Source organism: Pseudomonas sp. TH34, from assembly GCF_016650865.1.
In the GTDB taxonomy this organism is placed as follows: Bacteria; Pseudomonadota; Gammaproteobacteria; order Pseudomonadales; family Pseudomonadaceae; genus Aquipseudomonas; species Aquipseudomonas yamanorum.
This window is the reverse complement of sequence record NZ_JAEKFB010000032.1, coordinates 132,880-145,287: the sequence shown is the minus strand read 5'-3', so window position 1 is coordinate 145,287 and position 12,408 is coordinate 132,880. Positions and strand designations below refer to the sequence as shown.

Here is a 12,408-nt window from a genome sequence, read left to right as displayed (position 1 = left end):
CTCAGCGAAATGCCTAGAACTTGAAGCGCCCCACCAGGCCCTTGAGCTGACCGGAAATATCCGTCAACCGCCCGGACCCGGTCTGTGCCGAATGCGCAAAGCCTTCCACCAACTGCGCGTCGGCATGGATCTGCGCGATGTGCCGGTTGATCTCTTCAGCCACCTGGTGCTGTTCCTCGGCGGCCGTGGCGATCTGGGTGTTCTGGTCGCGAATCGAGTCGACGGAGCCACGGATCTTGTCGAAGCTGTCGCGGGCCTGCTGGATACGTTCCACGCTGGTGTGGGACACCAGCAGGCTGCCCTGCATCTGCTGGGTGACTTCCTGGGTGCGGCGGGCGAGGTTGCCCAGCAGGCTGTCGATTTCGCCGGTGGAGTCGGCGGTGCGTCGCGCCAGGGCCCGCACCTCGTCAGCGACCACGGCGAACCCACGGCCCTGGTCACCGGCACGTGCGGCTTCGATGGCGGCATTGAGCGCCAGCAGGTTGGTCTGTTCGGCAATCGAGCGGATGGTGTCGAGGATGGTGTTGATGTTTTTGCTGTCCTGCTCCAGTTGCTGCATCGTCTGGGTGGAGCGCTGCAGGTCTTCGCTGAGCTTGAGCACGCTGCCGGTGGCTTCGCCGATATGCTGCTGGCCGTCGTGTACATCGCGGTAGCCTTCGTCGGCACTCGATGCGGCGGCACTGCAGGAGCGGGCGACTTCGTTGGCGGTCGCCACCATTTCGTTGAAGGCGGTGCTGACCAGCTCCACGGCTTCACGTTGGCGGCCTGCCGCCTGGTTCATGTTATGGGCGACGTCGCGGGTGTCGGCGGCGGCGGCTTGCAGGTCGGAAGAGGCATTGCCGATGCGTTGCACCAACTGGGCGATCATGCTCAGGAACTGGTTGAACCAGCCCGCCAGGCTGGCGGTTTCGTCCTTGCCCTGCACCTTGAGCTGGCGGGTGAGGTCGCCTTCACCTTCGGCAATCTCTTGCAGGCCGTCGGCCACCCCGCGAATCGGGCGCACGATCACGCTGGCAAAGCTGGCGCCGACAATCGCGAACACCACGGCCAGTGCGGCGGCGATGGCGGCGATCAGCCAAGTCAGGCGAGTGGCGCCGGCCATCACTTCGTCGCGCTTGATCAGGCCGATAAAACGCCAGCCCAGGTCTTTGGAACTGACCACGTTGGCCATGTAGGTCACACCCTCGATGTCGACCTGGGTCACGCCGTCGCCGCGCTTGGCCAGCTCGGCATAATCAGGGCCCAAGTCGGCCATCGGTTTGAAGTTGTGCTTGGCGTCGCTGGGGTCTACCAGCACGTTGCCGTTGGCTTCCACCAGCATCAGGTAGCCGCTGTCGCCGAGCTTAATGTTGCGCACCAGTTCGGTGAGTTGCTTGAGTGACACGTCCAGGCCGACGACGCCGAGGATCTTGCCCGTGTCGTCGGCGACGGTGTGCACGGTGCCGATCAGCGACACATCGTCTGGCGCCCAATAGTAGGCGCCGGTACGCACGGTCTTGCCTGGCGCGGCGATGGCCGCCTGGTACCAGGGGCGCACGCGCGGGTCGTAGTTGTTCAGTTTGGTGTCGTCAGGCCAACTGGCGTAACCGCCGTCGCTCAGTCCCAGCGACAGGTAAGCGGTGCTGGGATGGCTTTTGGCGAACTGATCGAAAATCCCTAGCAGGTCTTTGTTGGTCGCAGTCAGCGGGATTTGCGCAGCGTCGGCGCCGGCATAACTCTTGAGGTCCTTGGCCGCGACAACGCGCGGGTCCTTGGCTACGTATTCGACGTTCTGGCTGATGCCGTCGAAAAATTGCTTCATGCCGTTGTCGATCTGACGGATCTCGCGGCCGCTGCTGTCGAGGAAATTGGCCATGGCCCCCTCGCGCACATTCAGCACCACCAGAATGGCCACCAGGATGACTGGCAGACACGCGATGGCCGCAAAGGCCCAGGTCAGCTTCTGCTTGATATTCATGACTTCACCTGCGGGTATTTATAGTTTTGGCAAGGAGAAAACAGTTGGGTCGAACGTCGCATGTATTGTTTTGACGGCGGGTGTGGCCATGCGTACCCCCTGTGTATCGACTGCGGGGGCACGCACTTGAGGCCGAAGGCGCGGTTTAACGGTGGGGGCTGGTGGTCTCAGCCCTCGAACACCGCGCCATCAGACGTCGCTGCTAAACGTGATGTATAAGTTTCTCAAACGTCATCAACCATCTTTTTACGGCGTGATACGCTAGCCTTACTTTTGAATTGGCACTGGTCGTTCCCGCGTATACGGCGACAGTGAGGAGTGAACATGTCGAAAATTTCCCACCATGATCTACGGCGCTCGTTTCGCGAGCTGCTGGCCTCCCAACACTGCTTTCACACCGCCTCGGTGTTTGACCCGATGTCTGCCAGGATCGCGGCAGACCTGGGCTTTGAAGTCGGCATCCTGGGTGGCTCGGTGGCGTCGCTGCAGGTTCTGGCTGCGCCGGACTTCGCGCTGATTACCCTGAGTGAGTTCGTCGAGCAGGCCACCCGCATCGGCCGGGTGGCGCAGCTTCCGGTGATCGCAGACGCCGATCACGGCTACGGCAACGCCCTCAACGTGATGCGCACCGTCCAGGAACTGGAGCGTGCGGGCGTTTCAGCGCTGACCATTGAAGATACCTTGCTGCCCGCGCAGTTCGGGCGCAAATCCACCGACCTCATCAGCACGGAAGAGGGCGTGGGCAAGGTCAAGGCAGCCCTGGAGGCGCGGGTCGATCCGCAGCTTTCGATCATCGCGCGAACCAACGCCGCCGTGCTGCCGGTGGAAGACGTCATCCATCGCACCAAGGCGTATCAAGAAGCCGGTGCAGACGGCATCTGCATGGTGGGTGTCCGTGACTTCGACCACCTTGAACAGATCGCCGAAGGCCTGACGGTCCCGTTGATGCTGGTGACCTACGCCAACCCGAATCTCAATGACAACGAACGCCTGGCCAAACTGGGTGTGCGGATTGTGGTTGCCGGCCACGGCGCCTACTTCGCCTCGATCAAGGCCACCTACGACAGCCTTCGCGAACAGCGCAACCTCACGCGCAGCACGTCGAACCTGACCGCCAGCGAACTGACCCACACCTATACGTTCCCCGACACCTACGTGAGCTGGGCCAAAGAGTTCATGGATGTTCAAGAGTAGAACCTGTAGACGTCAGGCTTTACGCGACAGAAATTGAAAATGGACCTCTGAAAAGAGGTCCATTTTTTCGCCTGCACATACGTATTTCATCGTGGGCCACCACCGCCGGCAGCGTCCGAACGACAGCGCTTAAGCTAATGCAAAAAAGGTATTTATTCCCGCTTTTTAAGATCGTTTAGCTTTATGCCCACGGAAGGTGTTGCGCTTCAAGCGCAGCGCTTTTTTTTGCGTTTGGCTACCTGGAGCTACTGTGACAATCATTCAATCCCCGTTGGCGACTGCCTGGGTCGAGCTTTCCCGACACCCTGAGGGGACCGGAGACGATCACGCGAACGACGGTGATGTGGTGCTTGAACTGCGAAACATCACCAAGGCTTATGCGCGAAAAGACGCGTCGGCGCTGCCAGCCGTCAGCAATATCAACTTGAAGGTACGCCGCGGAGAAGTCCTTTGTCTGATGGGCACCTCCGGCAGCGGCAAGTCGACGTTGCTGCGGCACATCAACCGCTTGATCGAGCCCACCAGTGGCGAGGTGTTGATTGAAGGCGAAGCCATCAGCGAGCTGAGCAGCAAGGCCTTGCGTGCACTGCGCTCGCGCCGTATCGGCATGGTGTTTCAACATTTCGGCCTGTTACCCCACCGTACGGTTCTGGACAACGTCGCGTTGCCATTGGAGTTGCGCGGGGAACCCGAGCCGGCTCGTCATGCGGCCGCCATTACGCAGTTAAAGGCCGTCGGGCTGGACGGTTGGGGAGAGCATTATCCCCATGAGCTGTCCGGAGGCATGCAGCAACGCGTCGGGTTGGCCCGGGCGCTGGTGACGCAGCCCGATATCCTGCTGATGGACGAGCCATTCAGCGCACTCGACCCCACGATCCGCCGCGATTTGCAGCGTCATTTCCTGGCCCTGGCACGTGAGCGTGGGATCAGCACCTTGCTGGTCACCCACGACCCGGCAGAAGCCATCCTGCTGGCCGATCGTATTGCCGTGCTACGCAAAGGCCAATTGGTGCAATTGGGCACTCCGGCACAGTTGCTTGAGCATCCTGTCGATGCAGAAGTTGCCGATTTTTTCCGCGACTGCACGCCCACGCCATCCCCGGTGCAACAGGTTGCCAGCGTCCGCCTCCAGGCTCCCGATGCCGAGCCCCGTGAGCAACACGCCAGCCCCGGTCTACACGTCTGGCAAGCGCTGCCGCTGGGGCCGGCAGCGCTGGCTGCCCGTGGCAGGGGCGGCTGGTTCTGGCTGACATTCGCCGCCGAACTTGCCGCGTTGACCTTCCTGGTCAAAGGCATTATCAGCGGCGCATGGCTCGCGGTCCTGGCCGCCATGGCGGTACTCGGCGCCAGTCGTTTCCTGGCTGTTTCCCTCAGCCGTCAGCCGGTGCGCCGCAACGTATCGAGTTGGGTGCTGCCGTTGTTGGTACTGCTTGCCAGCGAGGCGCTGGTGGTCTGGCGAGTCATCACGCCGGACACCAGTAGCGCGTTGCTCCAGTTTCCGGCAAACCGGCAAGCCTTGCTGTTTGCAGCAGACACTATCGACCAGTTCATCGGTTGGTCTCAGGTGACCTTCGAGGGCGCATTTGTCGGGGTGATTGTCGCCGTCCGTACCGTCATCGAGGGCATCGAGAACCTGCTGGGATGGTTGCCGTGGTCAGTTTCGGCATTGGCGCTGGTGTTGTTGGCCTGGCGTTCGGCCGGCCTGGCGCTGGCACTGACGAGCAGCGCTGCGTTGCTGTACATCGGGCTGTTCGGTTTCTGGGAGCGAACCATCGCCACGCTGGCACTGGTGGGCTCGTCGGTACTGATCGCGCTGGTCATCGGCGTGCCCACCGGCATCCTCCTGGCGAAACGACCGCTGTTTCGCCGTGTGGTAACGCCATTGCTGGATGTGATGCAGACGCTGCCCACCTTTGTGTACCTGATTCCCGCCGTGGCGTTCTTCTCCGTGGGCAAGACGCCGGCGGTGATCGCGACGGTGATTTTTGCCTTGGCGCCGATGATTCGCCTGACATCGCTGGGTATCCAGGAAGTCCCCAAGGATGCCGTCGAAGCGGCTGTCGCCCATGGCGCAAGCCCTTGGCAAACCCTGATCAAGGTCCAGTTGCCGCTGGCTCGCCGTTCGTTGTTGCTGGGCATCAACCAGACCATTGTCATGAGCCTGTCGATGGTCGTGGTGGCTGCGCTGATTGGTGCAGGCGGCCTGGGTTATGACGTGATGACGGCACTGCGCAACATCAAGGGGGGCGAGGGCATGCTGGCCGGCGTCGCGATTGTCTTGTGTGCGCTTATCCCGGATCGAATCATTCAATCGAGCTTGCGCAAGCAAGATCACCTGCACAACCCATAGTGAGATTTATCGTGAACACACCCTTATCGCGCCGCTTGGGAGCCGCCGCACTGTTGGCTTCCCTGATTCTCTCCCCGACGGTTTTCGCCAAGGACAAAATTGTCATTGGCGAGCAGAACTGGACGGGCGCAATCGCCATTCAGCACATTCTTGGAGAAGTCATCGAAAGCCGTCTGAACGGTGATGTGTCGTACCTGGCGGGGGACGTGCCGGTGCTGTTCAGTGCTGCCGCAAAAGGTGATGGCGCGGTGGATGTGCTGACCGACATCTGGTTGCCCAACCAGTCGGCGGCATGGGCCCGATACGTGACGGGTGGTACCCGTTCACTGGTTCCGAACGACCATCCTTATGCAGGCGAGCAGGGGTTTTACATCCCGGGATATATTCAGGACAAGTACGGTGTGAAGTCGGTCTACGACCTGAAGAAACCGGAAGTGGCCAAGCTGTTCGAGCCGCTGGGCGGTGGTGAGGCACAGTTACTGGTCGGCCCGGCGGGCTGGGAGTCGACCTATATTGGCGAGATCAAGGCCAAGGATTATGGGTTCGCCGATAAGTTCGAGGCGGTGTCCACTGAGGCTTCCGTGACTTACGCCAAGCTGTCCTCGGCGTATAAGGCGCAACGTGGCGTGGTGTTTTATGCCTACACCCCGGACTGGATCTTCTCGGCCTTTGACCTGCGACGCCTGGAAGAACCAGCGTTCGACGGTTATGCCCAGGACAACAAAAAGGATGACCCGCTGTACAAGGCAGATGGCTGCTGGAAATTTATCAGCCCGACGGTCGACCCGGATTGGCTGAACAAGAGCCAGATCACCTGCGCCTTCCCCGACGCCAAGGTCTATGTGCTGGCTTCGACGGCCTTGCAGAAGCGTGCGCCAAAAATCGCTGAATTCCTGCGTAATTTCTCGATTGAACCGGCGCAACTCAATGGTCTGATCCTGAAGATCGAAAAAGAGAAACTGCCGGCAGATGCAGCGGCCAAGGCGTGGGTCCAGGCGAATACGGCCACGGTTGATCAATGGTTGGCTCCGTCGGCGCAAAAAGTGAGTACAAACCCATGAGCCAGATTGCTTTGCGCCTGCTCGATGGCGGTATGGGGCGGGAATTGAAACGCATCGGAGCGCCGTTTCGCCAGCCTGAATGGTCGGCACTGGCGTTGATCGAGGCACCGGAGTTTGTGCTCCAGGCTCACGGAGCATTCATTGCTGCCGGTGCCCGGATCATCACCACCAACAGTTATGCCGTGGTGCCGTTTCATATCGGCGATGCACGTTTTGCCGAGCAGGGTCGTTTGCTGGCAGAGCGGGCAGGGCGCCTGGCGCGTCAGGCGGCATCCGCGGGTGTCGAGCCAGTGGCGGTCGCGGGCTCGTTGCCACCGGCCCTGGGCTCCTATCGGCCTGACCTGTTTGATCATCAACGCTCGGTCGCGATCCATCGCGAGCTGATCGACGGGCTGCAAGCCCATGTGGATGTCTGGCTGGCGGAGACCCAGAGCTCGACCGCTGAAGTTCGAGCGGTCGTTGAGGCGTTGGGCGCGCAATCCAAGCCGCTTTGGGTATCGTTTACGCTGCTGGATGAAACGGATGGGCTCGCGCGGCTGCGTTCCACCGAATCGGTGGGCGACGCCGTACGTGTGGCGGCACAATTGGGCGCGCAGGCGGTACTCTTCAATTGCAGCCAGCCGGAAGTCATGGCAGCGGCACTCACCGAGGCCCGGATGGTGATTCAAAGCCTTGGCCAAAGCATCGAGCTGGGGGTTTATGCCAACGCGTTTCCTCCCGTCAGCACAGAGGCCAAGGCGAATAGTACGCTGTTGGAAATTCGTAGTGACCTGGGCCCCGAGTCTTACCTGGACTGGTCCAGAACCTGGGTCGAGGCGGGCGCGACCATCATTGGCGGCTGCTGCGGCATCGGGCCCGAGCACATCGCGCAGTTGCACCTGCACCTGATACCGCAAACAGAGGTGGCTGGAAAATGAGTGAGCAGAATGTGGTTGAGCAGGCGACCTTTGGCGCCGGCTGTTTCTGGGGCGCGCAGGCGTCCTTCAACGGCTTGCCCGGCGTGCTCGACAGTCGGGTCGGTTTTGCCCGGTCATCCCAAGGTGACTCACCGCTGATCGAAGTGGTGCAAGTTGACTTCGATGCGAGGGTGATACCCTTCACCCAACTGGTATCGCACTTCTGGACATTGCACGATCCCACGTCAGTAGATCGCCAAGGCGCAGATATTGGGGTGAAATACCGTTCAGCGGTATTTTTTACCACAGCTCAACAGGCCCAACTGGCGCTGGTTGCCAAACAAAAGCTGGATGCTTCGGGACAGTTGGGCAAACCAGTGGCGACCGTGATTGTGCCACTGGCTGAATTTCAGCTGGCCGATGAAGAGCATCAGAACTATCTGGAAAAGCACGGCGGCACTTGCTCAATCTGACTGTATTCGAACACACCACTTGAGGCTTGAATCGACTTCCATGACGGATAACGCCCAACACCCCAAGCTGGCATTCAGGCCGGTGAACCTGGATGCGCATCTCGACGTTTGTGTACGTTTCGCCATAGACGCTCAAATTTGTGCCTTCGGGTCGGCAGAACGCTTTCACACAAGCGATGGCAAAGGGACCGAACGTTACGCCGACTGGCTAAGGACCAAGTCGACGGACCTGCCAGGCAGCGTTGTACACGTGTGGCTGGGCGAAGACATCATTGGCCAGATTGAGATGGGCCGGGCGCCGGAGGATTTGACGGTAGGCTACGTGAGCCTTTTTTATCTGGTTCACGATATGCGCGGGCGAGGGCTGGGTAAGTTGCTGGAGGCCTACGCCTGGTCATTTTTGAGCGGGTTGGGTTGTGAGTCACTGCGGCTGTCCGCGACGCCGACCAATACACAGGCACGGCTCTTTTACGAACGGGGTGGCTGGCAAAATTCGGGGCCTCGCAAGGAGGCTCCCCATGTTTGCTTATTCCATAAAAAAGCCAGTGCCGAAGGTGCTGGCCTGCCCGTTGTGATCAACCCTGATGACTATCTGGAAACCGAGTTCGGCAGGGAGTTCACACCTGAGCGCAATCGCCAGGCATGGCAGCTCGCGTATGCGCGGTTGAGGCACGAGCTGTCACAGGCGGCAAAGGGCACTCATGTCTACGTGGTCATGGGCGTGCAGGGGGCGGGCAAGTCTCGCTGGGTGTCGGAAAACCCCGGTCGGCTGGGACGTCGAGCAATTGTCTTCGATGCCGCCCTGCCCGCGCGGCGTCATCGAGAGGAGCTGCTGTCCATCGCGAGGGACTATGCAGTCCCGGTGATCGGCATCCTGGTGAGCGCACCGCTGGAGCTGGCGCTGGCGCGAAATGCCCAACGCAATGCTGACAAAAAGGTGCCGGAGGACGCGCTGAAAAGCGTGTTCAGCATGCTCGAGCCACCCAGTGAAGACGAAGGATTCGTCTGGGTGCAAACCATTGAACAACAGGCGCCGCTGCCCACAACCCTGCAAACTGCCCGGATGAGCCTGGTTGCGCCCGACGTGGCGCTCGCTGAAAAACTCGCCGATGCCTTGAACGCCAGCTACGCGCTGCACCGCCGGTTTCTCGTATGGAGCAAGCCGCACTGGACGCTGGAGGACACGCAGGAAAGCCTGCAGCGCGCGGCAAAAGACTTCGATGCACCTGTTGGGGAGAAAAGGTATTTCCTGTTATCTCGCGACGATCCCCAGGCATTGGTGGGCTGTATCGGCCTGCTGCCGCTGGCCGATGAGATTCACAGCTTCGAAGTTGGCTATTGGGGCAATCAGGCTCACGCCGGTCATGGGCTGATGAGGGAGGCATTGACTGCTCTGGTTTTGCAGTTGAGCGGGCACACACTGCGTCTGACCACTTCTTCGGCGAACCTATCCAGCCAACGACTGGCTGAGGCGGCGGGATTTGAATGGGTGGAAACCCTTCAAGGCGCGCGGCGCTGCGAGTACTTCGGCGTACGCGATACGCTGGTTTACCGCCGGGCCGCACGCTGACCTTAAAGGTACTCACACTCCCCACGCAGCAGCGAAAGCTGAACCAGGTCTTGATTAGCTCCGTTCCAGTAACCCGCCTGCCTCAACGTTCCTTCACGCACGAACCCGGCTTTTTCAAGCAGGTTCAGTGACCGGGCGTTGTCAGGATGAACCAGCGCTTCGATCCTGTTGAGTTCCATGTGCTGGAACGCCCATCGAAGGGCGGCGTAAACCGCCTCCTTCATGAGCCCCTGTCCCTGTGCCGATTGCGCCATCTCAAACCCGATGGCGCAACTGCGCCACGTACGATTCCATTTGAAGAAACCACAGGTGCCGATCAGCTTCGCCATGGCTGTGTCCTCAATCCCCCAGCGAATCCCTGGATTGGGTGACGTGCGCCAACTGGCAAACAGCTCGATCAGTTGCTCCGCTTGATGAGGCTCGGTGATTGGGTCGGCACCGAACCACTTCATTGCTTCAGCGTCGCTATGAATCGCAAACAACCCCACCGCATCCTCCTGTGTAAGTTCTCTGAGGGTCAGGCGTTCGGTTTTGAGAGTCGGAAAATCGGACACTACGGGCGTCACCTTTTAGAAAAACGATTCGCTAAGGTGTGTCGTGCGGAATAAAAAATCAATCTGTTCAGTGGTGACGCAAGGCGTCACGGGATACGAGCACACTCTCCTGATCAACTGAGATAACTGAGATAACTGAGATAACTGAGATAACTGAGATAACTGAGATCAACTGTGGGAGCTGTCGAGCCCCAGCGAGGCTGCGATGCAGGCGCCGCGGTCTGGCAGGTACGGCGCGGTGATCCCATCGCAGCCTCGCTGGGGCTCGACAGCTCTCACATTGGTCTGAGCGGTCACTCCTCGCGCTTCACCACCAACGTCAAGATGTCATAACTGGCCACCAGCTCACCCAGCTGGTTGGTCACCTCCACATCCCACGCCACCACGCCCTGTGGAATCCCCTGGGGGCTCTTCTTGCCCTGGTCGATCTTGCGCTTGCAGGTCAGCCGCGCCTGGATGGTGTCGCCAATGCCCACCGGGTTGATAAACCGCAGGGTGTCCAGCCCGTAGTTCGCCAGCACCGGCCCCGGTGCCGGGGACACAAACAGCCCGGCCGCCGCCGACAGCACAAAGTAACCATGGGCGATGCGCTTGCCGAATTGCGACTCCTTGGCGGCGATGTCGTCGAAGTGCATGTAGAAGTGATCGCCCGACAGGCAGCCGAAGTTCACCAGGTCGGCCTCGGTGACGGTGCGGCGGTGGGTCAGCAGCGATTCGCCAATCTGCAGGTCCTGGAAGAAGCGGCGGAACGGGTGCACTTCGGTCTCGATGACCTTGGCGCCGCGTACGTACTCGCCGGTGACCGCCGCCAGCATGGTCGGTGAGCCCTGTACGGCTGCGCGTTGCAGGTAGTGTTTCACGGCGCGCAAGCCGCCGAGTTCTTCGCCGCCACCGGCACGGCCCGGGCCGCCGTGTTTGAGTTGCGGCAGGGGTGAGCCGTGGCCGGTGGATTCGGCGGCGGATTCGCGGTCGAGCACCAGCAGGCGGCCGTGCCACGCGGCAGCCAGCGGGATGGCTTTGGCAGCGATCTGCGGGTCTTTGGTGATCAGGCTCGCGACGAGGCTGCCTTTACCGCGTGCGGCCAGGGCCAGGGCTTCGTCGAGGTCGTCGTAGGCCATCAGCGTGCTGACCGGGCCGAAGGCCTCGATGTCGTGGGCGCCGCCTTCCGCATGCGGGTCGCGGGCTTGCAGCAGGGTCGGGGCGAAGAACGCGCCCTGGCTGACGTTTTCACCGCGGGGTTCAAAGCCGTCGCGGGCGCCGAACAGCATATCGCTGCTCTGCAGCAGGCTTTCCAGGCGTTCGGCGACGTCTTTCTGCTGGTCGTGGGAGGCCAGTGCGCCCATGCGCACGCCTTCCACCGACGGGTCGCCCACCACGACTTTTTTCAGGCGGTCCCGCAGGCGGGTGGCGACGGCGTCGATATGTTTGGCCGGCACGATGGCGCGGCGAATGGCGGTGCATTTCTGCCCGGCCTTGGTGGTCATTTCCCGGGCGACTTCCTTGATGAACAGCTCGAATTCTTCGTCGTCCGGGCTCACGTCCGGGGCGAGGATTGCGCAGTTCAGCGAGTCGGCCTCGGCGTTGAACGGCACCGAGTTGCGGATCAGGTTCGGGTTGACCCGCAGCTTGGCGGCGGTGTCGGCGGAGCCGGTGAAGGTCACCACGTCCTGGCCTTGCAGGCGGTCGAGCAGGTCGCCGGTGCTGCCGATCACCAGTTGCAGGCTGCCGGGTGGCAGCAGGCCGGATTCGTCCATCAGGCGCACCACGGCTTCGGTCAGGTAGCTGGTCGCGCTGGCCGGCTTGACGATGCATGGCATGCCCGCCAGGAAACTCGGGGCGAATTTTTCCAGCATGCCCCAGATCGGGAAGTTGAACGCGTTGATGTGCACCACCAGGCCGCCACGGGGTACCAGGATATGCGTGCCGGCGAAGCTGCCGAGCTTGCTCAACTGCATCGCGGGGCCTTCGTGGACGATATTGCCCGACGGCAATTCCCGCGAGCCCAGGCTGGCGTAGGTGAACAGCGTGCTGTTGCCGCCTTCGATATCGATCCAGCTGTCGGCACGGGTAGCGCCGCTGTGGTGGGAAAGGGCGTAGAGCTGTTCCTTGCGCTCGCTCAGGTACAGCGCAATGGCCTTGAGGCGCTGGGCCCGTTGCTGGAAATCCAGGGCCATCAGCCCGCTGACACCCTGGCGGCGCCCGTGCTCGATGGCTTCGGCGAAGTCCGGGCGCTCTTCGTGAGTGCGTGCCAGCTCGTGGCCGTCAATGGCGCTGCGCAGCACCTGGGCGCCGTGGTGGCCGATCCAGCTGCCAGCGATAAAACTTTGCAGGGTAGGGGCGTGAGGCATCACGA

General features: G+C 61.2%; 8 protein-coding genes and 2 pseudogenes. 6 read left to right on the top strand and 4 right to left on the bottom strand.

Annotation, left to right across the window (positions count from 1 at the left end; genetic code table 11):
• Positions 1-13: 13 nt before the first annotated feature.
• Positions 14-556 (bottom strand): annotated as a pseudogene (locus JFU58_RS32665) (methyl-accepting chemotaxis protein); the annotation flags it as partial.
• Positions 557-877: 321 nt separating this feature from the next.
• Positions 878-1,855 (bottom strand): annotated as a pseudogene (locus JFU58_RS32660) (HAMP domain-containing protein); the annotation flags it as partial.
• Positions 1,856-2,281: 426 nt separating this feature from the next.
• Here JFU58_RS32660 and JFU58_RS24935 point away from each other — a divergent pair.
• The 6 genes from JFU58_RS24935 to JFU58_RS24910 all read left to right on the top strand — a co-directional run bounded on the left by JFU58_RS24935 (position 2,282) and on the right by JFU58_RS24910 (position 9,501).
• Positions 2,282-3,151 carry an isocitrate lyase/PEP mutase family protein gene (locus JFU58_RS24935; RefSeq protein WP_017475386.1) on the top strand — a complete coding sequence of 290 codons (870 nt, stop codon included), beginning with the start codon at positions 2,282-2,284 and terminating at the stop codon, positions 3,149-3,151.
• A gap of 271 nt (positions 3,152-3,422) precedes the next feature.
• The gene (locus JFU58_RS24930) at positions 3,423-5,501 is read left to right on the top strand and encodes an ATP-binding cassette domain-containing protein (protein WP_201142682.1); all 2,079 of its coding nucleotides are present in this window, start codon (positions 3,423-3,425) and stop codon (positions 5,499-5,501) included.
• Between the two features lie 11 nt (positions 5,502-5,512).
• Complete coding sequence (locus JFU58_RS24925) at positions 5,513-6,562, top strand: ABC transporter substrate-binding protein (protein ID WP_446739989.1); 1,050 nt, start codon at positions 5,513-5,515, stop codon at positions 6,560-6,562.
• The gene (locus JFU58_RS24920; protein ID WP_201142638.1) at positions 6,559-7,479 is read left to right on the top strand and encodes a homocysteine S-methyltransferase family protein; all 921 of its coding nucleotides are present in this window, start codon (positions 6,559-6,561) and stop codon (positions 7,477-7,479) included. The genes JFU58_RS24925 and JFU58_RS24920 overlap by 4 nt, the downstream gene beginning before the upstream one ends.
• On the top strand, positions 7,476-7,931 hold the full coding sequence (msrA, locus tag JFU58_RS24915; protein ID WP_201142637.1) for a peptide-methionine (S)-S-oxide reductase MsrA: 456 nt from the start codon (positions 7,476-7,478) through the stop codon (positions 7,929-7,931). The genes JFU58_RS24920 and msrA overlap by 4 nt, the downstream gene beginning before the upstream one ends.
• A gap of 40 nt (positions 7,932-7,971) precedes the next feature.
• Positions 7,972-9,501 (top strand): GNAT family N-acetyltransferase, encoded by a 1,530-nt coding sequence (locus tag JFU58_RS24910; RefSeq protein WP_201142636.1) that lies wholly within the window; start codon positions 7,972-7,974, stop codon positions 9,499-9,501.
• A gap of 2 nt (positions 9,502-9,503) precedes the next feature.
• Here the strand turns inward: JFU58_RS24910 and JFU58_RS24905 are convergent, their stop codons facing one another.
• Both JFU58_RS24905 and paaZ read right to left on the bottom strand, forming a co-directional pair.
• On the bottom strand, positions 9,504-10,055 hold the full coding sequence (locus tag JFU58_RS24905) for a GNAT family N-acetyltransferase (protein ID WP_201142635.1): 552 nt from the start codon (positions 10,053-10,055) through the stop codon (positions 9,504-9,506).
• Between the two features lie 293 nt (positions 10,056-10,348).
• Positions 10,349-12,403, bottom strand: coding sequence for a phenylacetic acid degradation bifunctional protein PaaZ (gene paaZ, locus JFU58_RS24900; protein WP_201142634.1), 2,055 nt, complete (start codon positions 12,401-12,403; stop codon positions 10,349-10,351).
• Between the last annotated feature and the right edge of the window lie 5 nt (positions 12,404-12,408).